We start from the raw sequence: 22,005 nt of genomic DNA on the forward strand, positions 1-22,005 counted from the left end.
CGTCGCGTGCCGTCGGCGAAAGCGTACCGACCGGGTCGGGGCGGTCCGTCAGTCGCCGGTCCGTCGGTCCGTCAGCCGTCAGTCCGTCTCCATGGTGACCGAGAAGGAGAAGCGGTCACCCCGGTAGCGGATCCTGGCCACGTCCACGACCTGGCCGTCCGCGTCGTACGTGACACCCGTGTAGTGCAGGATCGGGCTGAGCAGCGGCACTTGGAGCAGATCGGCCGTGACCGGGTCGGCGAGCGTGGCCTCGACCGTGTCCGTGATCCGGCTGATCCGCACCCCCAGCACGTCGCGCAGCACCTTGGTCATCGGCCAGCGCTCCAGATCGGCGGGATCGAGCCGGTCCGCGATCCGCGTACGCACCGCGTTCTCGGCCCAGTTGGTCGGCTCACCGCTCTCGCCGTCGCGGCGCAGCCGCCGGTAGAGGGTCACCTCCTCGACGCCCGGGAAGTACTCGGCCAGTTCGCCGGGGACCGGCGCCCGCCCGTGGCCGGTCACCGTCGTCCGCTCGCCCGACTGCTGCGCCACGACCGCGTCGATGGAGCCGAGCAGCCGGCGGGGCGCGCCGCGCCACGCGCCCGGCTCGATGAAGGTGCCGCGCCGCCGGTGCCGGCTGATCAGACCCTCCTGCTCCAGCTCCTTGAGGGCCTGACGCATCGTCAGCACACTGACGCCGTAGTGCCCGGCCAACTGCTCCTCCGTGGGAAGGCGCAGCGGGTCGTGCGGGCGCCGGCCGAGTATGGAGGCGCGCAGCGACTGCGAGACCTGATACCAGAGCGGCAGCTTGCGGTTGAGGACCAGCGAATCGGGTGCGAATGCGGTCACGGCGCGCTCCGGGTCAGGGTCTGTCGGTGGGGGCCGGGCCGGAAGTTGGCCTGAAGTGGCGCTCCAGACCCTGCCACACGGCGTCGTACCCCGTCTGCAGGTGTCCGGCCGTCGCCGCCTGGGCGGTGGCGGTCACCGGCCAGCGCGTCTCGAACATGAACGCCAGACCGTCGTCGATCCGCTGCGGCCTCAGCTCGGCGGCGCTCGCCCGGTCGAACGTCTCCCGGTCGGGTCCGTGCGCCGACATCATGTTGTGCAGCGAACCGCCGCCGGGGACGAAGCCTTCCGCCTTGGCGTCGTACGCGCCCTCGATCAGGCCCATGTACTCGCTCATCACGTTGCGGTGGAAGTACGGCGGCCGGAAGGTGTTCTCGCCGACCAGCCAGCGTGGCGCGAAGACGACGAAGTCGACGCCCGCCAGGCCGGGGGTGTCGGACGGCGAGGTCAGCACGGTGAAGATCGACGGATCGGGGTGGTCGTAGCTGATGGTGCCCATCACATTGAAGCGGCGCAGGTCGTAGACGTACGGCAGATGGTTGCCGTGCCAGGCGACGACGTCGAGCGGGGAGTGGTCGTACGTCGCGGTCCACAGGTTCCCGCAGAACTTGTTGACCACCTCCGTCGGGCGCTCGACGTCCTCGTAGGCGGCGACGGGGGCGAGGAAGTCCCGCGCGTTCGCCAGGCCGTTGGCGCCGATCGGGCCGAGGTCGGGCAGGACGAACGGGCGGCCGTAGTTCTCGCAGACGTATCCGCGCGCCGTCCCGTCCAGCAGCTCGACGCGGAAGCGCACCCCGCGCGGGATCAGCGCGACATGGCCGGGGCGGGCGGCGAGCAGGCCGAACTCCGTGACGATCAGCAGCCCGCCGTGCTCGGGGACGATCAGCAACTCGCCGTCGGAGTCGCTGAACACCCGGTCGGTCATGGGGGAGTTGGCGTGATACAGGTGCACGGCCATGCCCGCGCGCCGCGCCGCGTCCCCGTTGCCGCCGAGCGTCCAGAGGCCGGCCAGGAAGTCCGTACCGGGCGCGGGGGCCGGCAGTGGGTTCCAGCGCAGCCGGTTGGGGTCGGGCACGGACTCGGTGAACGGCGCGCCGCGCAGCGCGCCGTTGTCGGTCCGGGTGAACGGCGGATGCGCCGCCGACGGGCGGATGCGGTAGAGCCAGGAGCGGCGGTTGTGGGCGCGCGGCTCGGTGAAGGCGCTGCCGCTCAACTGCTCCGCGTACAGGCCGAGCGGCGCTCTCTGCGGCGAGTTGCGTCCCACGGGCAGCGCGCCCGGCACGGCCTGCGAGCTGTGCTCGTTGCCGAAGCCGGTGGCGTACTCCAGACTCTCGGCCGTCTTCCTCGCCCGTTCGATGCCGCTCATCGTCGCTCTCCCCGTCTCGCAGTCCTGCCAGGTACTGTCCGGTTCTCAAATCCTATGCTCAACCGTAGGATTCCTTGGGTGGGCGCGTCAACGGGAAGGGGTCCCGTTGACGCAAAGAGACAGCCTGCGGAAACGGTACGAACAGAAGTACGGTCGCGCCCTCTCGAAGAGCGGCCCCGCGCCAGGCAGACTCGAAGGACCTCAGCCGCCGCACATCTCGCCGAAGGGTGGGCCAGCCCGTGTACGGAGTCAGTGCCGACACCCACGACGGCCTGCGCCGGGTCCCCGTGCAGCAGCGCAGTGCCGCCCGGCTCGCCCGGATCCTGGACGCCTGCGCCGAACTGCTGGACGAGACCGGCTACGAGGAGCTGTCCACCCGCGCGGTCGCCACCCGGGCGGGCGTGCCCATCGGCTCGGTGTACCGCTTCTTCGGCAACAAGCGCGCCATGGCCGACGCGCTCGCCCGGCGCAATCTGGAGCGCTACGTCGAACGCGTCGAGCGGCGGCTCGCCACGATTCCGGCCGCCGCCCGGCAGTTGGCCATCGACGCGGTGCTGGACGAGTACCTCGCCATGAAGCGCACCGTCCCCGGCTTCGGCCTGGTCGACTTCGGCACCGGGATCCCGGCGGGTGCGCCCCGTCCGGCCACCGGGCGTACCACCGAGGGCGAACCGGTGCCCGACGCCAACCACCGCGTCGCGGACCACCTCACCGCGCTGCTCGCCGCGCATCTGCGCCGCGCGCCGGACGCCGCGCTGCGCCGGACCGTCCTGGTCGCCGTCGAGGCGACGGACGCGCTGTTCCAACTCGCCTTCCGTACGGACGCGTCGGGCGATCCGGACATCATCGCGGAGACGCGGGAGCTGGTGCGGGCGTATCTGGCAAGGACGTTGGGCTGACGGCCTTGGGCCGGGCCGGACGCGCCTGTTGAGACCGTCCTGCGATCGAGGACGCACCGGCCACCGGCCACCGGGCGGACCCGGTCACCGGGCGGACCCGGTCACCGGGCGGACCCGGTCACCGGGCGGACCCGGTCAACGTCCGGGTGTCGGTGTCGGTGTCGGTGTCGGTGGCGTAGGCCATGGGCCGTCTCCCCTTCCCTAAGACCCGCGGCGGGCGCGTCGAACTGCTCCCCGCACCGATCGCGGCCGACCTGCCCCGGCTGCGCGCCGCGCTCGCCGAGCGGCCGGCGTCCCTGGTGCTCGTCGGGCGCCGCCATCCGCGCTCCACCAACAGCTGGACGCACAACGTGCCGAAGCTCAACGGCGGTTCGAACCGCTGCACGGTCCGGGTCCACCCCGCCGACGCCGAACGGCTCGGCCTCACGGACGGCGCACCGGCCCGTATCACCACCGAGGCGGGCGAGACCACGATCCCGGTGGAGATCACCGACACGGTCCGGACGGGGGTCGTGAGCGTGCCGCACGGCTGGGGGCACGGCCGTCCCGGCACCCGGATGGCGGTGGCCCACGCGCGGCCGGGCGTCAATGTCAACCAGCTGCTCGACGGGAGCCGGCGCGACCCGCTGTCGGGGACGTCGGTCGTCAACGGCTTTCCGGTCGAGCTGAGTCGTGCCTGACCAGCACCCCGGCGTGACCTGGGGTTTTGCGCGTATTGCTCGCACGTCAACATCTTGTTAACGCGAGGAAACGGCACCTAACGTCATCCGCACCGCCGACTCCGGTGGGAGTTCAACGGTGAACGTGAGGTACCCCCAATGCTGACCATCCTCGGATTTGTCATGATCGCCACCTTCCTGGTGCTGATCATGATGAAGAAGATGTCGCCGATCGCGGCGCTCGTCCTGATCCCCGCGCTCTTCTGCGTCCTGGTCGGCCAGGGCGCGAAGCTCGGCGACTACGTCATCGAGGGGGTCGGCGACCTGGCGCCGACCGCCGCGATGCTGATGTTCGCCATCGTCTACTTCGGCGTGATGATCGACGTCGGTCTCTTCGACCCGATCGTGCGGGGCATCCTGCGCTTCTGCCGGGCCGACCCGATGCGCATCGTGGTCGGTACGGCCCTGCTCGCCTCGATCGTCTCGCTGGACGGCGACGGCTCGACCACCTTCATGATCACCGTCTCGGCGATGTACCCCCTCTACAAGCGGCTGAAGATGAGCCTCGTGGTGCTGACCGGTATCGCCGCCACGGCGAACGGCGTCATGAACACCCTTCCCTGGGGCGGTCCCACGGCGCGGGCGGCCACCGCGCTGAAGGTGGACGCCACCGACATCTTCGTACCGATGATCCCCGCGCTCGCGGTCGGACTGCTCGCCGTCTTCGTGCTCGCGTACGTCCTGGGGCTCCGCGAGCGCAAGCGGCTCGGCACCCTCACGCTGGACGAGGCGCTGGAGCCGGTGACCGGGACGGCCACCGAGACCGTGACCGAGACGGTGCTGGTCGATGCCGGCAGCGGAAGTGGCAGCAGCGGCAAGGGAGTTGAGCGGACCCGCACGGGCGGCGGCGGTACGGGCGCCGACGCTGCGGATGGCGCCGACGGTGCCGCTGTCTCTCTCGACAAGGACCCCGACGCCCAACAGCCCACGGACGAGGACGGCTTCCAGGGCCTCGACCCCAACCGCTCGACCCTGCGCCCCCGCCTCTACTGGTTCAACGCGGGACTCACCCTCGCCCTGCTCACCGCGATGATCATGCAGCTCATGCCCATCCCGGTCCTCTTCCTGCTCGGCGCCGCACTCGCCCTCACCGTCAACTTCCCCTCCATGAGCGACCAGCGGGCCCGGATCGCCGCCCACGCCGACAACGTGCTGAACGTCTCCGGCATGGTCTTCGCCGCAGCCGTCTTCACCGGCGTCCTGACCGGCACCGGTATGGTCGAAAGCATGGCCGACTGGCTGGTGGGCGCCGTCCCCGAGGGCATGGGCCCGCAGATGGGCCTCGTCACGGGGCTGCTGAGCCTGCCCCTCACCTACTTCATGTCGAACGACGGCTTCTACTTCGGCGTCCTGCCCGTCCTCGCCGAGGCGGGCGCCGCCCACGGTGTCTCCCCGCTGGAGGTGGCCCGCGCCTCGATCGTCGGCCAGCCGCTCCACATGTCGAGCCCGCTCGTCCCCGCCGTGTACGTCCTCGTCGGCATGGCCAAGGTCGAGTTCGGCGACCACACCAAGTTCACCGTCAAGTGGGCCGTGCTCACCTCGCTGGTCGTGCTCGCGGCGGCGATCCTCTTCGGCATCATCTGATGCCGGCGGGGGTGGGGGACCGGCGCTGGCTGCTCCGCCTCGTCGTCGCCTTCGCCTTCTCCCAGGCCGCCGTGTCGATGGCACGGCCGGCGGTCTCCTACCGGGCCCTCGCGCTCGGCGCCGACGAGCGCGCGGTCGGCGTCATCGCGGGTGTGTACGCGCTGCTGCCGCTGTTCGCCGCCGTACCGCTGGGGCGCAGGACCGACCGGGGGCGCTGCGTCCCCCTCCTGGTCGTCGGCGCCGCGCTCATCGGCGTGGGCTGCGGCCTCAGCGGCACGGCGGGCTCACTGGCCGCGCTCGCCGCCTGGAGCGGAGTGATGGGACTGGGCCATCTCTGCTTCGTCATCGGCGCGCAGTCCATCGTCGCGCGCCGCAGCGCACCGGCCGAACAGGACCGCGACTTCGGCCACTTCACCATCGGCGCGTCGCTCGGCCAGCTCGTCGGACCGGTCGCCGCCGGGCTGCTGGTCTCCGGCCAGGACGGCGCGATGGCCCGTACGAGCGCGCTGGCCCTCGTCGTCTCGGCCGGGGTCGCGGCCGTCTCCCTGACCTGCCTGCGCCGCATCGAGCCGCCGGCCGCACCGGGCGGGAAGGCCGGGCGGGCGGGGCGGGCGGGGCGGGCCGAGCGGCCGGGCAAGGTCCCCGTACGGCGCATTCTGCGCACCCGTGGTGTCCCCAGCGGCATCCTCGTCAGCCTGGCGGTGCTCTCGGCGACGGACGTCCTCACCGCGTACCTCCCGGTCATCGGCGAGGACCGGGGCATCTCCCCGACCACGATCGGGGTGCTGCTGAGTCTGCGCGCCGCCGCCGCGATCGCCTGCCGGCTGGTGATGACGCCGATGATCCAACGGGTCGGCCGTACGGCCCTGTTGACCGTCTCCTGTCTGCTCGGCGGGCTGCTGTGCGCGGGGATCGCGTTGCCCGTGCCGGTGTGGGGGCTGGCGCTGATGCTCGTGGCGCTCGGCTTCCTTCTCGGCGTCGGCCAGCCGCTGTCGATGACGACCGTCGTCCGGGCGGCGCCCGCCGAGGCCCGCTCCACCGCCCTCGCGCTCAGGCTCACCGGCAACCGGCTCGGGCAGGTCGCCGCGCCCGCGTCCGCCGGGCTCGTCGCCGGGGTCGCGGGCACGGGCGCGCCGTTCATGATGCTCGGTGGGCTGCTGCTGGGCGCGGCGGGCCTCGGCGTACGGAGCACCCCGCGGGACGCGCCCCCGGCGACGACGACCACGACGGCCCCGCCTGCGCACTCAACTCCCGCTCCGGAGAAGCCCCTCACGGAACCGACCGTCCCCACCGGCAGGTGCCGCCACCGCCGCTGAACCCACGCCGCGCCCCAACCTCCACGCCGCAACGCCGCAATGCCCCAACGTTTCAAAGCCCCAACACCGCGCCCGCACGACGCGCCCTACGACTCCTGTCCGGACGCCGTCCCCTGCATCTGCCGTACCGACCCCGCCGCGTACCCACCGGGTATCGCCCCAGGTGCCACCTGTGACGCCGCAAGTCATTCCCTGACCCCGCGTAGTCGGCTAACTTCAGGCGTCGCAGACGCTCAACCTCACCTTCCGGGCGGAATCCTCATGACTCGCGCCATCTCTCTGCACAGTGTCAGCAAGGTGTACGGACGGTCCACACGCGCCGTCGACCGGCTCTCTCTGGACATCGACCCGGGCGAGTTCGTCGTGCTGCTCGGCCCCTCGGGCTGTGGCAAGTCCACGGTGCTGCGGATGATCGCCGGTCTGGAGGACATCACCGAGGGCGAGTTGCTGCTCGACGGCGAGCGCTCCAATCTCATGCCGCCCCGCGAGCGCGGCATGGCGATGGTGTTCCAGAACTTCGCGCTGTACCCGAGCATGACCAACCGCGACAACATCGGTTTCCCGCTCCGGCTGGAGAATCCCCGGCAGGACAGCTCGGAACGTATCGAGGCCACCGCCCGGATGCTCGGTATCGAGAACGTCCTGGACCGCTACCCCAGTCAGCTCTCCGGTGGTGAGCGCCAGCGCGTCGCGATGGGCCGCGCCATCTCACGGCGTCCGTCGGCGTTCCTCATGGACGAGCCGCTGTCCAATCTCGACGCCAAGCTGCGCAATCGTCTGCGGGCCGAAATAGCCCAGCTGACCACCGAGTTGGGCGTCACGACCATCTATGTGACACATGACCAGGCCGAGGCGATGTCACTCGGCGACCGCGTCGCGGTGATGCGCGGCGGCGTGCTCCAGCAGGTCAGTTCACCGCGCGAGGTGTACGCGCTGCCGCACAACGTCTTCGTCGCCGCCTTCATCGGCACCCCGCGCATCAATCTGCTCCAGGCCGTCGTCTACGCGCCGCTCGAAGGCCGGATGTCGATCGACCTCGGCCGCCAGCGCCTGCCGCTGCCCGAACCGCTCAGCCCCGACCACCAGTTGCTCCGGATCCAGCAGGGCCGGCAGATCATCGTCGGGCTGCGGTCCGAGGCGGTGCGCATCGCCCCGCCCAGCCAGGCGCGGCCCGGCAAGGTGGCGCTCAGCGGCATCGTCGAGCACATGGAGTACCAGGGGCACGAGGCGCTGGTGCATCTCAACACCGGCTCGCGGCCCGCCGTGGTGCCCGACCTCGAATCGGCCCGGCCGAGGACGGCGCCGCGCCGCCGACGCGGCGGGCCGGGGGTGCTGGAGCGGCTGAGGGAGCGGGCCGCCGCGCATGTCCCCGGCCGGGTCCCTGGCAATGTCTCGGGTCCCGTCGTGGTGCTGGACGATCCTGAGCCGGCGGCCCCCGCCCCGTACACCCCGGACAGTCCCGCGATCACGTCGGGCGACCTCGTCGTGCGGACCGGTCCCGACATGCGGCTGCGCACGGGAGCGCAGGTGCCGCTCCTGGTCGATGTGGCGCATCTGTACGTCTTCGACCACTACGGCCGACGGATCTGTCCCGCGCCGATGGACATGCCCGGTCTGGATGTGTGAACGCCGTGCGGGATGTGACGTTCGGGACCCCCGGGATCCCTGGCGCCGTAAAACTAACACCGCTAGTTTGGTGGGTGACGACGCCGAACCGGCCGTACGCGGCAGTCCCCGGGAGGAACCAGCGATGAAGGCACACGACAGCATGTACATCGGCGGCGAGTGGCGCCGCGCCGCCGGACCCGACACCATCGCCGTCGTCAACCCGGCGACCGAGCAGGTCATCGCGGAGGTCCCGGCCGGCACCGCAGAGGACGTCGACGCCGCCGTACGCGCCGCGCGGGCCGCCTTCCCCGGCTGGGCGGCCACCCCGCCCGCCGTACGCGCCGCGCATCTCACGGCCCTGCGGGACGCGCTGGCCGCCCGCAAGGACGAGATCGCCGAGACCGTCACCGCCGAACTGGGCTCGCCGCTGCGGCTGTCGAAGGCGGTGCACGCCTCGGTGCCGGTGTTCGTCGCCGGATCGTACGCCGAACTGGCCGCCTCCTACGCCTTCGAGGAGCGGATCGGCAACTCGACCGTACTGATGGAGCCGGTGGGTGTCGTCGGCGCGATCACCCCCTGGAACTACCCGCTGCACCAGATAGTCGCCAAGGTCGCCCCCGCGCTCGCCGCCGGCTGCGTGATCGTCGTCAAGCCCGCCGAGGACACCCCGCTGACCGCGCGGCTCTTCGCCGAGGCCGTCCACGAGGCGGGACTGCCCGCCGGTGTCGTCAACGTGGTCACCGGAGTCGGCGCCGTCGCCGGGCAGGCGCTCGCCGCGCACGAGGACGTCGACCTCGTCTCCTTCACCGGCTCCACCGCCGTGGGCCGACAGATCGGCGCCACGGCGGGAGCGGCCGTCAAGCGGGTCGCGCTGGAGCTGGGCGGCAAGTCCGCGAACGTGATCCTGCCGAGCGCCGATCTCGCCAAGGCCGTCAAGGCCGGTGTCGCCAACGTGATGACCAACTCCGGCCAGACATGCAGCGCGTGGACCCGGATGCTGGTCCACACCGACCACTACGACGAGGCGGTGGAGGCCGCCGGGGCCGCCGTCGCCTCGTACCGGGCGGGCGACCCGCACGACGAACTGTGCCGGGTCGGCCCCGTCGTCAACGCGCGGCAACAGGCGCGGGTGCGCGGCTACATCGAGCAGGGCATCGCCGAAGGCGCCCGGCTGGTCGCCGGCGGAGCCCGATCCCCGCACGACACCGGCTACTTCATCGCGCCGACCGTCTTCGCCGACGTCACCCCGGAGATGAGCATCGCCCAGGAGGAGATCTTCGGCCCCGTCCTGTCCATCCTCCGCTACGAGGACGAGGACGACGCCCTGCGGATCGCCAACGGCACCGTCTACGGCCTCGCCGGAGCCGTCTGGGCGGGCGACGAGGACGAGGCCGTCGCCTTCGCGCGGCGGATGGACACCGGCCAGGTCGACATCAACGGCGGCCGGTTCAACCCCCTTGCCCCGTTCGGCGGTTACAAGCAGTCGGGCGTCGGCCGGGAGCTCGGCCCGCACGGTCTCGCCGAGTACCTTCAGACCAAGTCCCTCCAGTTCTGAGCCGGGAGAGAAGCCGATCGTGGTCCGCGCCGCCGTCCTGCCCGCCGTTGGTGCTCCGCTGGAGATCACCGACATCGAACTGCCCGAGCCCGGCCCCGGCCGGGTGCGGATCCGACTGGCCGCCGCCGGGGTCTGCCACTCCGACCTGTCCCTCTCGGACGGCACCATGCGGCTGCCCGTCCCCGCCGTCCTCGGCCACGAGGGCGCGGGCACGGTCGTCTCCGTCGGAGAGGGTGTCACCCACGTCGCCCCGGGCGACGGCGTCGTCCTCAACTGGGCGCCGTCCTGCGGCCGTTGCCACCACTGCCGGCTCGGTGAGGTCTGGCTCTGCGCCTCGGCGTTGACCGGCGCCGGCGCGATCCACGCCCGTACGGCGGACGGCACGCGGCTCCATCCCGGTCTGAACGTCGCCGCCTTCGCCGAGGAGACGGTCGTCGCCGCGAACTGCGTCCTGCCGGTCCCCGAGGGCATCCCGCTCACCGACGCGGCGCTGCTCGGCTGCGCCGTCCTGACCGGCTACGGCGCCGTGCACCACAGCGCCCGGGTGCGCGCGGGCGAGACCGTCGTGGTCTTCGGCGTCGGCGGCGTCGGCCTCGCGGTGCTCCAGTCCGCGCGGATCGCGGGCGCCTCCACGATCGTCGCCGTCGATGTCTCCCCGGAGAAGGAGGAGTTGGCGCGGGCGGCCGGAGCCACCGACTACCTCGTCTCCTCCGCCACCACGGCCAAGGACGTACGGAAGCTCACCGGCGGGCACGGTGCGGACGTCGCCGTGGAGTGCGTCGGGCGCGCCGTCACCATCCGTACGGCCTGGGAGTCCACCCGCCGGGGCGGCCGGACCACCGTCGTCGGCATCGGCGGCAAGGACCAGCAAGTCACCTTCAACGCACTGGAGTTGTTCCACTGGGGCCGCACACTGTCGGGGTGTGTGTACGGCAACTGCGACCCGGTCCGCGATCTGCCGTTTCTGGCCGAACACGTCCGGGCCGGCCGCCTGGACCTCGGCTCGATGGTGACGGCGCGGATCACGCTGGACGGGATCCCGGCCGCCTTCGACGCCATGGTCGCCGGGCGCGGCGGCCGGGCGCTGATCGTCTTCTGAGGGCGCCGGAACTCAAGGCCAAAGACTCAAGACTCAAGGCGCCTGGGGCGGTCGGGCCTTCACCCGGCGCGGTCGGGAGCGCGCCACCGCGACTCCCGCCAGGCAGAGCACACCACCGGCGAGCGTGAGCGGGCCCGGGATCTCGTCCAGCAGCAGCCAGGCCATCAGGACGACGATCGCCGGTACCGCGTACGTGGTGGCGCCCATCCGCGACGCGGTCGTACGGGCCAGGGCGTACGCCCAGGTCGTGAACGCCAGCGCGGTCGGGAAGACGCCCAGATAGACCATGTTGAGCGTCGCGGACAGCGGCGCGTGCGCGACGTCCCGCGCGAGCTGCCAGCCGAAGGGCAGGCAGGCGACCGCCCCGATCAGGGCGCCGTACGCGGTGACCTGCAACGGGCTCGCGTACGCCAGCGTGGGCTTCTGCGCGACGACACCGCCCGCGTACGCCACCGCCGCCACCAGGCAGAGCACCACACCGAGCACGGAGGTGCCGCCGCCACCGGCCATCGACAGGCCGACCACCACGGCCCCGGCGAAGGACACCGCCATGCCGCTGAGCAGCCGGGGCGCCAGGTTCTCGCCCAGCAGACGGAACGCGAGCAGCGCCATGAGCAGCGGCGCGATGTTCACCACGAGGGACGCCGTGCCCGCGTCGACCAGCTGCTCGCCCCAGTTGAGGATCACCGAGTAGCCGCCGAACCAGAGCAGCCCCGACACCACGATGCCGGGCCAGGCGGCGCGCGGCGGCAGCCCTTCGCGGCGTATCAGCAGGATCGCCACCAGCACCAGCGACGCGGTCAGCAGCCGCCCGAGCGCCAGCGCGCCCGGCGCGTACGCCTCGCCCGCGCTGCGGATGGACACGAAGGCCGACGCCCACAGGACGACGGTGACCCCGGCGGCGGCCAGGGCCAGCGGCTGCGCGCGGCCGGTAGTGGGGGTGGAGGTGGCGGTGGACGTGGGGGTGGAGGTGGCTGTGCCTGGAGCGGTGGTCGGTGCGGCCGGGCGCGCCTGGGCACGCGGACCGGAAGAGTTCGCCATGGGAGCGATGCTAAGCCCTTGACAGTTCGGCTGTCACCGAAGTGTTGCTGCCTCGATCCCCAGCAGCTCGGCGAACGCGTGCTCCCCGACCGGCGTCACCCGTACCGCCCGCTCCGTACCGATGCGCACACACCACTTCGACTCCAGGGCCAGCCGGCACAGACCCGCCCCCGCCACCCCCGCCAGATGACGCCGGCGCTCCGTCCAGTCCAGACAGGAGCTGACCGCCGGGCGCCGGGTGGCGCTCTCCAGCGCGATTCCCCGCTCCCGGAACCAGCCGGTGCCCTGCTCGGTGAGTGCGAAGCCCGCGTCCATCAGCAGCAGTCCGCGCCGCGCCATGGCGTCGGTGAGGGCCACCCCGAGCCGCCCGGCGAAATGGTCGTAGCAGGTGCGCCCGCGCGCCATGGCGGCACTCGCCCCCGACGCCCGCACGATGTGCGGGCTGTCGCGGTCCGGCATCACGTGCGCGGCCAGCGACTCGACCAGCTCGGCGGTGGTCGCGTCGGCCAGCCGTACGTACCGGTGGCGGCCCTGTCGCTCCTCGGTGACCAGCCGGGAGGCGATCAGCTTCCCGATGTGCTCGCTGGCGGTGGACGCGGCGACACCGGCCTCGCGGGCCAGCTCGCCGGCCGTCCACGCCCGCCCGTCCAGCAGGGACAGGCAGAAGACGGCCCGTGTCTCGTCGGCGAGCAGCGCGGCGAAGCCCGCGAGCAGCGAGCCGGGGGACGCCGACGCGGCGGGGAGCCCGAAGGGGTCGGCGGTGGCCTCGTCGACGGTGGCCGGTTCCGCGGCGGAACCGGCCGGGTTCGGGGTGGTGGTCTTCGGCATGCCTCCAGGGTGCCTCAGAAACCCTTCGGTGTGGCCCGAACCGTCTCGTACTGCGCGGCCAGCCCGTCTATCAGTGCCCTGAGCCCCGTCTCGAAGGCCCCCTCGTCCACCCGCTGCTGCCGCTCGGCCAGCAGATGGGCCTGGCCGAGGTGCGGATACTCGGCGGGGTCGTACGCCGTCTCGTCGTCCACGAAGCCGCGTGCGAACGAGCCGAGCGCCGAGCCCGTGATGAAGTACCGCATCAGCGCCCCGATATGGGTGGCCTGGATCGGCGGCCACCCCGCCCGGACCATCGCGCCGAAGACCGCGTCGGCCACCCGCAGCCCCGCCGGGCGACGGCCGGGACCCTGGGCGAGCACGGGCACGATGTGCGGATGCGCGGTGAGCGCGGCGCGGTACGAGACGGCGTAGTCGTGCAGCGCGGTGCGCCAGTCCCGTACGTCGTCGGCGTCGAACATCGACAGATCGACCTGCGCGCTGACGGAGTCGGCGACGGCGTCCAGGATCTCGTCCTTGTTGCGGAAGTGGTTGTAGAGGGACGGCCCGCTGACGCCCAGCTCCGCGGCCAGCCGGCGGGTGGAGACGGCACCGAGCCCTTCGGCGTCCACGAGCGCGCCCGCGGTCGCGACGATGCGGTCTCTGCTGAGCAGCGGCTTGCGGGGTCGGGCCATGGCGCACATCGTATGGCTGTGACCCCGGCGCGGGCCTGTCGGCGATGCTGGACGGGGGCGGGGTGGGGCCGCGACGGCCGTACGACAGCGGTTCGACAGCAGGCCGCCGGACACGGCCTAAGCGCTTGCTCACCTTCGAGGTAGGGTGTGCGTTCTGCCGACGGGAAGGGGCGAGAGCGATGCGTACGGCGGAACGGACGGCCGACGGCGAGGACATGCCGTGGGGTGAGGTCACCCCCGAGGCGGCCAGAAGGCTGCTCGTCGCCGCCGTGGAGGCGTTCGCCGAACGCGGCTACCACGCCACCACCACCCGCGACATCGCCGGCCGCGCCGGCATGAGCCCGGCGGCGCTCTACATCCACTACAAGACCAAGGAAGAGCTGCTTCACCGGATCAGCCGGATCGGCCACGACAAGGCCCTGGAGATCCTCGACGCCGCCGCCGGCCGCGACGGCACGGCGGCCGAGCGGCTCACCGACGCGGTCCGCTCCTTCGTCGGCTGGCACGCGGCACGCCACACCACGGCGCGCGTGGTCCAGTACGAACTCGACGCCCTCGCCGACGAGCACCGCACCGAGATCGTCGAACTGCGCAGGCGCAGCGACGCGGTCGTGCGCCGGATCCTCCAGGACGGCGTACGCGACGGGGAGTTCGACGTCCCGGACGTGCCGGGCACCACCCTGGCGGTGCTGTCGCTCTGCATCGACGTGGCGCGCTGGTTCAACACGCAGGGGCGCCGGACGCCCGACGAGGTCGGCGCGCTCTACGCCGACCTCGTGCTGCGCATGGTGGTGGCCAGATGAGCCCGTCCGGCGATTGAGGACGAACCGGCCACCGGACGGACCCGGTCAGAAGTAGTAGCGGGAGATCGACTCCGCCACGCAGACCGGCTTCTCGGCGCCCTCGCGCTCCACCGTGACGACGGCGGTGACCTGCACACCGCCGCCCGCCTCGGCGACGTCCTTCAGCGCCGCCGTGGCACGCACCCGCGAGCCCGAGGGCAGGGGGGAGGGGAAACGGACCTTGTTGAGGCCGTAGTTGACGCCCATCGTCACGTTCTCGACGGCCAGGATCTGCGGGACGAGGACCGGCAGGAGCGACAGCGTCAGATAGCCGTGCGCGATGGTCGTGCCGAACGGTCCCGTCGCCGCCTGCTCCGGGTCCACATGGATCCACTGGTGGTCACCGGTGGCCTCGGCGAAGAGGTCGATCCGCTTCTGGTCGACCTCCAGCCAGTCGCTGTGTCCCAACCGCTCGCCGACAGCGGCGTGCAGCTCCTGCGCGGATGTGAAGATCCTCGGCTCAGCCATGTCTGTCGATACCTGCCTCTCAAGCGCCGTCCGGGCGGTGTCCAAGCGCTTGCTCAGCATGGTTGGGGCCACCAGTCCTGTCAACGCGTGACACGGCGCCTCGCGTAGGCTCGGCCAGGTGCCGCAGATTCCGGAGAAGGTCCATGAACTCACCGTCGGGCAGTTGTCGGAGCGCAGCGGTGCCGCGCCCTCGGCCCTGCACTTCTACGAGGCAAAAGGGCTGATCAGCAGCCGCCGGACGAGCGGCAACCAGCGCCGCTACACCAGGGACACCCTCCGCCGCGTCGCCTTCGTGCGCGCGGCGCAGCGCGTGGGTATCCCGCTCGCCACCATCAGGGACGCGCTCGCGGAACTTCCCGAGGGGCGTACGCCGAACCACGACGACTGGGCCCGGCTCTCGGAGGCGTGGCGCTCGGAACTGGACGAGCGCATCAGACAACTCGGGCGGCTGCGGAACCATCTGACCGACTGCATCGGCTGCGGGTGTCTCTCGCTGGACACCTGCGTGCTGTCCAACCCGGACGACGTGTTCGGTGACCGGATGTCGGGCTCCCGGCTCCTGGCGGAGCGCAAGCGCGCGCCGCGGTAGTCGCCGCGCGCCGTCGACGCATGTGTCCGGCCCGGCCGGGACCGTACGTCCTGACGGATCGGCGCGCCCTGACCGATCCGTATCCGTAGCCGTATTCGCATCCCTGATGTCCGTGTGCCGTTCACCGCCCGCCCTCATCGGGCCGTCCCGCCCGGCGCCCGGCGGGTCAGGCCGCCGAGGCCGGCTCCCGCTGCCGCACGAGTTTCGCCCGCTCCATGGCCTCGGACGTGAGAACGGGCCGCGGCACGACAATGCCACAGCCCTTGCACACCGGTCCCGACCACGGAGCCTGCGACAGATCCGGCCGCCAGACGATCCCCTTCTCCGCACACACCGGGCACACCCCGCCAGGTCCCGACTCCAGCCCGGCGATCAACCGGCGCAACACCTCCGCCAGCGGCTCCGTCGGGTGGACGGCCGGATTGTCGCACCGCACCACCCCGTTGCCGCCCCAGGTCCGCCGGTGCCAGTCGTCGAACGTCCCCGGTCTTCTCAGCCCGTCGTGCTTCTCGCGCTTACGGCGCTCGGCGAACTGGATCTCGTAGGCCAGCCAGACGGCCCGTGCCTCTTCGAGTTCGTCGAGCGCGGCCGTCAGCCGCGCCGGATCGGGAGCCCTGTCCTCCGGCTCGATGTCGTGCCGTTCGCACAGATGGTCCCAGGTGGCTCGATGCCCGTAAGGGGCAAATCGTTCAAGGCACTTACGCAGTGAATGCCGGCGCAGTGCCAGATCGCATCGCGGATCACGCACCTGTCTCGCGAGGCTCCGGAATCCGGCCATCGCCTCCACCTCCGTCGGTTGCAGCATCGGCGTCATCCAATAGACGTACGCGTGCCCGATCCGGCTCCATCGAAAATCCGATGGCAGCCATCAGACGAGTTTTCACTCGTGAGGGCTGCCGTCGGAGGTGCCGCGATTGACGGTCGGCCCCAGTTGTCCCCCTTTCCGGTTGCCCCCTTCCGCCGTCACATACCGACTGGTTAGTCTGCCGGGGGCGAGCGCGGCGAACGCGCCGAACCGGAGAGGCAGGTCCGATGAGTACGGTGCGGGGCACGCGTGTGGTGGTCACAGGAGCCGGCGGCGGAATCGGTGCCGCCCTCGCCCGCGGATTCGCCGCCGGGGGAGCCCGCGTCGTCGTCAACGACCTCGACCCCGAGAAGGCCGCGGCCGTTGCCGAGGACATCGGCGCCGGCACCGTCGCCGTACCGGGCGACGCCTCCGCCGTGGTCGAGCGGGCGCGCGACGCGCTCGGCGGCACCGTCGACATCTACTGCGCCAACGCGGGCCTCGGCTCGGGCGGTGACGCCTTCGCCGGCGAAGACGTCTGGGCATCGGCCTGGGACGTCAACGTCATGGCGCATGTACGCGCCTCCCGGATCCTGCTGCCCGACTGGCTGGAGCGCGGCACGGGCCGGTTCGTCTCCACCGTCTCCGCCGCCGGGCTGCTCACGATGATCGGCGCCGCGCCGTACAGCGTCACCAAGCACGGCGCGCTCGCCTACGCGGAATGGCTCTCGCTGACCTACCGCCACCGCGGGCTCAAGGTCCACGCCATCTGCCCGCAGGGCGTCCGTACGGACATGCTGACCGCCGCCGGATCGGCGGGCGAACTCGTGCTCGCCCCGACGGCGATCGAGCCCGAGGACGTCGCCGAGGCGCTGTTCGACGCGATGGACGAGGACCGGTTCCTGGTGCTGCCGCACGCCGAGGTGGCCGACTACTACCGGGCCCGCTCCACCGACCCCGACCGCTGGCTGACCGGTATGAACCAGATTCAGCAGAAATGGGAAGAGGCCGGCCGATGACGGAGCGCACGGCGGACGGATCCATACCGCCGGGATCCGTACGGCCGGGATCCACGCAGACCGGCCCCACCGGACCCGGATCTACCCGACCCGGACCCACCCCACCCGGACCCACCCCGCCTCTCCGCTACGTAGACAAACCCTGGCTCGCCCAACTCACCGCGGCCCAGCGCTCCGTCATCCGCCCGCCCACCTCCGTCCTGCACGCCTTCCGCGCCGCCGCCGACCGGGCCCCGCACCATCCCGCCCTCGTCTACTTCGACGGCCGGCTCAGCTACGGCGAGACCGACGCGCTCTCCGACTCCGTCGCCGGCCATCTCGCCGCCCGTGGCCTGGCGCGCGGCGACCGCGTCGCGATCATGCTCCAGAACACCCCGCAGTTCGTCATCGCGCTGCTCGCCGCCTGGAAGGCCGGCGCGATCGTCGTCCCCGTCAACCCGATGTACAAGTCGGGGGAGATCACCCACGTCCTCGCGGACGCCGCAGTGAGCGCGCTGGTCTGCTCCGACCGCGCCTGGGAGTCGTTCCTGCGCGAGACCGCCCGGACGTCCCCCGTACGGATCGTGCTGACCGTCGCCGAGCACGAACTCCAGACCCGCGACGACCCCCGTGTCCTGGGCTTCGAACGGCTGCCGCGCCCCGCCGACACCGACGATCTGCTCGCCGTCGCCCGCCAGGGCCTGCCCGCGCCCGCCGAGCGCGACCCGGTGGCGTCGGACGTGGCGCTGATCAGCTACACGTCGGGCACCAGCGGCACCCCCAAGGGCGCGATGAACGCCCACGGCAACATCACCGTCAACGCCGAACGCCAGCGCGTCGGCCACCCCCTCGCGGAGGGCGCCGGCTACTTCGCGCTCGCCCCGCTCTTCCACATCACCGGCCTGGTCTGCGAGTTGGCCGCCTGCGTCGCCAACATGGGCACACTGATCCTCGCCTACCGCTTCGAACCCGGCGTCGTCCTCGACGCGTTCGCCGAGCACCGCCCCGCGTACACGGTCGGCCCCTCCACCGCCTTCATGGCCCTCGCCGCCCACCCGGCCGCCACGCCCGACCACTTCAGCTCCTTCGCCGTGCTCTCGTCGGGCGGCGCCCCGGTGCCGCCCGCGCTGGTCGAGAGGTTCCGCGCGGCCTTCGGCCCGTATCTGCGCAACGGCTACGGGCTCACCGAGTGCACCGCCCCCTGCGCGTCCGTGCCGCCCGAGAAGGAGGCGCCCGTCGACCCGGTATCCGGCACGCTGTCCGTCGGTGTCCCCGGCCCCGACTGCGTCGTGCGGATCGTGGACGAGACGGGCGGGGACGTGCCGTTCGGCGAGCAGGGCGAGATCGCCGTACGCGGCCCCCAGGTCGTCTCCGGCTACTGGAAGCTGCCCGAGGCGACCGCCGAGACCTTCCCGGACGGCGAACTGCGCACCGGCGACATCGGCTTCATGGACACCGACGGCTGGCTCTACGTCGTGGACCGCAAGAAGGACATGATCAACGCGTCCGGCTTCAAGGTCTGGCCGCGCGAGGTCGAGGACGTCCTCTACACCCACCCCGCGGTGCGCGAGGCGGCCGTGGTCGGCATCCCCGACGCCTACCGCGGCGAGAGCGTGAAGGCCTACGTCGCCCTGCGGCCAGGGGCGACGGCGGACCCCGCCGAACTCGCGGCGTACTGCGCGGAGCGACTCGCCGCGTACAAATATCCACGCCGGGTGGAGATCCTGCCCGACCTGCCCAAGACCACGAGTGGGAAGATCCTCAGGCGGGAACTGCGTTCACGCCGGGAGAAGGCGGCCGAAACCACGACGGCGGACACCGCGGAGGACTGAGAAAGGCAGGTGGCGACCGTGGCCAGAACGACGGCCGGGACCAGCACGCCCGTACCCCAGCGGCTGCTGGCCGCCGCCACCCGGCTCTTCGCCGAGCAGGGCTACGGCAGCACGTCGGTCCAGGAGATCGTGGAGGCGGCGGGCGTCACCAAGGGCGCGCTCTACCACTACTTCGGCTCCAAGGAAGACCTCCTCCAGGAGGTGTACGCACGGGTGCTCCGCCTCCAGCAGGAGCGCCTGGACGCCTTCGCCGACGCCGACGAGCCCGTGGAGGTGCGGCTGCGCGCGGCGGCTGCCGACGTGGTCGTGACCACCATCGACAACCTGGACGACGCGGCGATCTTCTTCCGCTCCATGCACCATCTGAGCCCGGAGAAGAACAAGCAGGTACGGGCCGAGCGGCGGCGCTACCACGAGCGGTTCCGCGCGCTGGTCGAAGAGGGCCAGCGCGCCGGGATGTTCACCTCCGCCACGCCGTCCGACCTGGTGGTGGACTACCACTTCGGATCGGTCCACCACCTCTCCACCTGGTACCGCCCGGACGGCCCGCTCACCCCGCAGCAGGTCGCCGACCACCTCGCGGACCTGCTGCTGCGCGCGCTGCGCCCGTAACCGGGCGCGGGACCCGTGGATTCACCGCGGGCGTTCTCGATGTCGCGCGGCTCTTGGGCCGCGCCTGTCCTCAATCGCCGGACGGGCTGCGTTTGTAGCCCGTCCGGTCACAGCGCTACACGTACTTCTTCAACTCCCGCCGCGCCAGCGACCTTTGGTGCACCTCGTCCGGCCCGTCCGCCAGCCGCAGCGTCCGCGCCGCCGCCCACAGCTCCGCCAGCGGGTAGTCCTGGCTGACCCCGCCGGCGCCGTGCAACTGCACCGCGCTGTCGATGATGTCGACCACCGCGCGTGGGGTCGCGATCTTGATGGCCTGGATCTCCGTGTGCGCGCCCCGGTTGCCGACCGTGTCCATCAGCCAGGCCGTCTTGAGCACCAGCAGCCGCAACTGCTCGACGCTCACCCGCGCGTCGGCGATCCAGTTCCGGACCACGCCCTGCTGGGCGATGGGCTTGCCGAAGGCCGTACGGGACACGGCTCGTCGGCACATCAGCTCGATGGCGCGCTCGGCCATGCCGATCAGCCGCATGCAGTGGTGGATCCGGCCGGGGCCGAGCCGGGCCTGGGCGATGGCGAAGCCGCCGCCCTCCTCGCCGATCAGGTTCGTCACGGGGACGCGGACGTCGCAGAAGGTCACCTCGGCGTGGCCGCCGTGGGAGTGGTCCTCGTAGCCGTACACGCTCATCGCGCGTTCGACGGTGAGGCCGGGGGTGTCGCGCGGGACGAGGATCATCGACTGCCGGCGTCGGGTGTCCGCGCCGTCCGGGTCGGTCTTGCCCATCACGATGAGGATCCGGCAGTCCGGGTTCATCGCCCCGGAGATGTACCACTTGCGGCCGTTGATCACATACTCGTCACCGGCGCGCTCGATCCGGGTCCGGATGTTCGTCGCGTCGGACGAGGCGACCTCCGGCTCGGTCATCGCGAACGCCGAGCGGATCTCACCGGCGAGCAGCGGCTCCAGCCAGCGCTTCTTCTGCTCGTCGCTGCCGAACTGGGCCAGGACTTCCATGTTCCCGGTGTCGGGTGCCGCGCAGTTGAGCGCCGTCGGGGCCAACTGCGGGCTCCGGCCGGTGATTTCGGCGAGCGGCGCGTACTGGAGGTTGGTCAGCCCGGCGCCGTGCTCCGCGTCCGGCAGGAACAGATTCCACAGCCCCCGCTCACGGGCCTCGGCCTTCAACTCCTCGACGATCGCCGGGGTGTCCCACGGGTCGGCGAGCCGGGCCCGCTGTTCGTGCGCGATCGCCTCGGCGGGACGCACATGCTCGTCCATGAAGGCCAGCAGCTCGGTGCGCAGCTCCTCGGTGCGGGCGTCGAATGCGAAGTCCATGGGTGCGGTCAGCCTTCCTGGAGGGTGGTGAGGCCGTGCTCGATGAAGACGGGGACGAGCTCCCCGATGCGCTCGAAACCGCCGCCGACCGTCTGGCCCAGCGTGTAGCGGTAGTGGATGCCTTCGAGGATCACCGAGAGCTTGAACCAGGCGAAGGCCGTGTACCAGGCGATCGCCGAGGTGTCGCGGCCCGACCCGGCGGCGTAGCGCTCGATCAGCTCGGCCGGGGCCGGGTGGCCGGCCGCGCCGGCGGTCGTACTGATCGGGGAGCCGGTGATCTCCAGCGGCGCGCTGTACATCACCAGCAGACCGAGATCGGTCAGCGGATCACCGAGTGTGGACATCTCCCAGTCCAGCACGGCCCTGATCCGGTCGTCGGCACCGATCAGTACGTTGTCCAGCCGGTAGTCGCCATGGATGACGGTGGGGGCGGGGGAGCGGGGCAGGGCGCGGCCGAGAGCCGTGTGCAGCTCGTCCACGCCGGTCAGGTCGCGGCTGCGTGAGGCGTCCAACTGCTTTCCCCAGCGGCGCAGTTGGCGGTCGAGGAAGCCCTCGGGCCGACCGAAGCCGGCGAGTCCCACCGCCGCGGGGTCGACCGCGTGCAGGGCGACGAGGGTGTCGACGAGACCGAGGACCGCGGCGCGGGTCCGCTCGGGGCCGAGCGGGGCGAGCTGTTCGGCCGTACGGTACGGGGTCCCCGTCACGTACTCCATCACGTAGAACGGCGCCCCGAGCACGTCCGGGTCCTCGCACAGCAGCAGGGGCTCCGGCACCGGCACGGCCGTCGGGTGCATCGCGCTGATCACCCGGAACTCGCGCCTCATGTCGTGCGCCGTGGCCAGGACATGGCCGAGCGGGGGTCTGCGGACCACCCAGTCGTGGACGCCGTCGGTGACCAGATACGTCAGGTTCGACCGGCCGCCCTCGATCAGCCGGGCGCTCAGCGGTCCGTCCACCAGGCCGGGGCGCTCGCGGTCGAGACGGCCGCGCAGCCGCTCCGGGTCGAGACCTGGCGGGGGACTCGCGCTCATCGGTCGTA

General features: G+C 71.8%; 20 protein-coding genes and 1 pseudogene. 12 read left to right on the forward strand and 9 right to left on the reverse strand.

What is annotated here, in order from left to right; translation table 11 throughout:
- Nucleotides 1-78 precede the first annotated feature (78 nt).
- Nucleotides 79-828, reverse strand: coding sequence for a GntR family transcriptional regulator (locus tag OG700_RS32000; protein ID WP_405619670.1), 750 nt, complete (start codon nucleotides 826-828; stop codon nucleotides 79-81).
- A gap of 13 nt (nucleotides 829-841) precedes the next feature.
- On the reverse strand, nucleotides 842-2,191 hold the full coding sequence (gene hmgA, locus OG700_RS32005; protein ID WP_405619672.1) for a homogentisate 1,2-dioxygenase: 1,350 nt from the start codon (nucleotides 2,189-2,191) through the stop codon (nucleotides 842-844).
- Nucleotides 2,192-2,430: 239 nt separating this feature from the next.
- Between hmgA and OG700_RS32010 the strand changes: the two genes are divergently transcribed.
- The 7 genes and pseudogenes from OG700_RS32010 (at nucleotide 2,431) to OG700_RS32040 (ending at nucleotide 10,971) form a co-directional block, all read left to right on the forward strand.
- Nucleotides 2,431-3,090 (forward strand): TetR family transcriptional regulator, encoded by a 660-nt coding sequence (locus OG700_RS32010; RefSeq protein WP_405619674.1) that lies wholly within the window; start codon nucleotides 2,431-2,433, stop codon nucleotides 3,088-3,090.
- A gap of 203 nt (nucleotides 3,091-3,293) precedes the next feature.
- Nucleotides 3,294-3,770, forward strand: a pseudogene (locus OG700_RS32015) (molybdopterin dinucleotide binding domain-containing protein); the annotation flags it as partial.
- 138 nt (nucleotides 3,771-3,908) lie between these two features.
- A complete protein-coding gene (locus OG700_RS32020) occupies nucleotides 3,909-5,393 on the forward strand; it encodes a CitMHS family transporter (RefSeq protein WP_405619676.1) in 1,485 nt (494 codons plus the stop codon).
- A complete protein-coding gene (locus tag OG700_RS32025; protein WP_405619678.1) occupies nucleotides 5,393-6,709 on the forward strand; it encodes an MFS transporter in 1,317 nt (438 codons plus the stop codon). The genes OG700_RS32020 and OG700_RS32025 overlap by 1 nt, the downstream gene beginning before the upstream one ends.
- Nucleotides 6,710-6,970: 261 nt before the next feature.
- On the forward strand, nucleotides 6,971-8,335 hold the full coding sequence (locus OG700_RS32030) for an ABC transporter ATP-binding protein (protein WP_405619680.1): 1,365 nt from the start codon (nucleotides 6,971-6,973) through the stop codon (nucleotides 8,333-8,335).
- A 124-nt stretch (nucleotides 8,336-8,459) separates the two neighbouring features.
- Nucleotides 8,460-9,872 carry an aldehyde dehydrogenase family protein gene (locus OG700_RS32035; protein ID WP_405619682.1) on the forward strand — a complete coding sequence of 471 codons (1,413 nt, stop codon included), beginning with the start codon at nucleotides 8,460-8,462 and terminating at the stop codon, nucleotides 9,870-9,872.
- Between the two features lie 19 nt (nucleotides 9,873-9,891).
- A complete protein-coding gene (locus OG700_RS32040) occupies nucleotides 9,892-10,971 on the forward strand; it encodes a Zn-dependent alcohol dehydrogenase (RefSeq protein ID WP_405619683.1) in 1,080 nt (359 codons plus the stop codon).
- A gap of 33 nt (nucleotides 10,972-11,004) precedes the next feature.
- Here the strand turns inward: OG700_RS32040 and OG700_RS32045 are convergent, their stop codons facing one another.
- Genes OG700_RS32045 through OG700_RS32055 form a run of 3 tightly spaced genes read right to left on the reverse strand, consistent with a single transcriptional unit; the run spans nucleotide 11,005 to nucleotide 13,511 of the window.
- The gene (locus tag OG700_RS32045) at nucleotides 11,005-12,012 is read right to left on the reverse strand and encodes a DMT family transporter (protein WP_405619685.1); all 1,008 of its coding nucleotides are present in this window, start codon (nucleotides 12,010-12,012) and stop codon (nucleotides 11,005-11,007) included.
- A gap of 33 nt (nucleotides 12,013-12,045) precedes the next feature.
- Nucleotides 12,046-12,840 (reverse strand): ArsR/SmtB family transcription factor, encoded by a 795-nt coding sequence (locus tag OG700_RS32050; RefSeq protein WP_405619687.1) that lies wholly within the window; start codon nucleotides 12,838-12,840, stop codon nucleotides 12,046-12,048.
- A 14-nt stretch (nucleotides 12,841-12,854) separates the two neighbouring features.
- On the reverse strand, nucleotides 12,855-13,511 hold the full coding sequence (locus tag OG700_RS32055) for a TetR/AcrR family transcriptional regulator (RefSeq protein WP_405619689.1): 657 nt from the start codon (nucleotides 13,509-13,511) through the stop codon (nucleotides 12,855-12,857).
- A 179-nt stretch (nucleotides 13,512-13,690) separates the two neighbouring features.
- Between OG700_RS32055 and OG700_RS32060 the strand changes: the two genes are divergently transcribed.
- Nucleotides 13,691-14,314, forward strand: coding sequence for a TetR/AcrR family transcriptional regulator (locus tag OG700_RS32060; RefSeq protein WP_405619691.1), 624 nt, complete (start codon nucleotides 13,691-13,693; stop codon nucleotides 14,312-14,314).
- A 45-nt stretch (nucleotides 14,315-14,359) separates the two neighbouring features.
- Here the strand turns inward: OG700_RS32060 and OG700_RS32065 are convergent, their stop codons facing one another.
- Nucleotides 14,360-14,821 carry a MaoC family dehydratase gene (locus OG700_RS32065; RefSeq protein WP_405619693.1) on the reverse strand — a complete coding sequence of 154 codons (462 nt, stop codon included), beginning with the start codon at nucleotides 14,819-14,821 and terminating at the stop codon, nucleotides 14,360-14,362.
- Between the two features lie 118 nt (nucleotides 14,822-14,939).
- Here OG700_RS32065 and soxR point away from each other — a divergent pair, with 118 nt between their 5' ends.
- Nucleotides 14,940-15,410 (forward strand): redox-sensitive transcriptional activator SoxR, encoded by a 471-nt coding sequence (soxR, locus tag OG700_RS32070; RefSeq protein WP_405619695.1) that lies wholly within the window; start codon nucleotides 14,940-14,942, stop codon nucleotides 15,408-15,410.
- Nucleotides 15,411-15,576: 166 nt separating this feature from the next.
- Here soxR and OG700_RS32075 read toward each other — a convergent pair whose 3' ends face one another.
- Nucleotides 15,577-16,188 (reverse strand): hypothetical protein, encoded by a 612-nt coding sequence (locus OG700_RS32075; RefSeq protein WP_405622141.1) that lies wholly within the window; start codon nucleotides 16,186-16,188, stop codon nucleotides 15,577-15,579.
- Nucleotides 16,189-16,442: 254 nt separating this feature from the next.
- Here OG700_RS32075 and OG700_RS32080 point away from each other — a divergent pair, with 254 nt between their 5' ends.
- The 3 genes from OG700_RS32080 to OG700_RS32090 are packed head-to-tail and all read left to right on the forward strand — an operon-like array spanning nucleotide 16,443 to nucleotide 19,636.
- A complete protein-coding gene (locus OG700_RS32080) occupies nucleotides 16,443-17,213 on the forward strand; it encodes an SDR family oxidoreductase (RefSeq protein ID WP_405619697.1) in 771 nt (256 codons plus the stop codon).
- On the forward strand, nucleotides 17,210-19,024 hold the full coding sequence (locus OG700_RS32085; protein WP_405619699.1) for an AMP-binding protein: 1,815 nt from the start codon (nucleotides 17,210-17,212) through the stop codon (nucleotides 19,022-19,024). The genes OG700_RS32080 and OG700_RS32085 overlap by 4 nt, the downstream gene beginning before the upstream one ends.
- An 18-nt stretch (nucleotides 19,025-19,042) precedes the next feature.
- Nucleotides 19,043-19,636 carry a TetR/AcrR family transcriptional regulator gene (locus OG700_RS32090; RefSeq protein WP_405619701.1) on the forward strand — a complete coding sequence of 198 codons (594 nt, stop codon included), beginning with the start codon at nucleotides 19,043-19,045 and terminating at the stop codon, nucleotides 19,634-19,636.
- Nucleotides 19,637-19,751: 115 nt separating this feature from the next.
- On the opposite strand, the gene OG700_RS32095 is transcribed toward OG700_RS32090, so the two are convergent.
- Together OG700_RS32095 and OG700_RS32100 are read right to left on the reverse strand one after the other, a co-directional pair.
- Nucleotides 19,752-20,966, reverse strand: a complete 1,215-nt coding sequence (locus OG700_RS32095) for an acyl-CoA dehydrogenase family protein (protein WP_405619703.1) — start codon at nucleotides 20,964-20,966, stop codon at nucleotides 19,752-19,754.
- A gap of 8 nt (nucleotides 20,967-20,974) precedes the next feature.
- Nucleotides 20,975-21,997, reverse strand: coding sequence for a phosphotransferase family protein (locus OG700_RS32100; RefSeq protein ID WP_405619705.1), 1,023 nt, complete (start codon nucleotides 21,995-21,997; stop codon nucleotides 20,975-20,977).
- Nucleotides 21,998-22,005 lie beyond the last annotated feature (8 nt).

This window comes from Streptomyces sp. NBC_01508, from assembly GCF_045040315.1.
Lineage (GTDB): Bacteria > Actinomycetota > Actinomycetes > Streptomycetales > Streptomycetaceae > Streptomyces.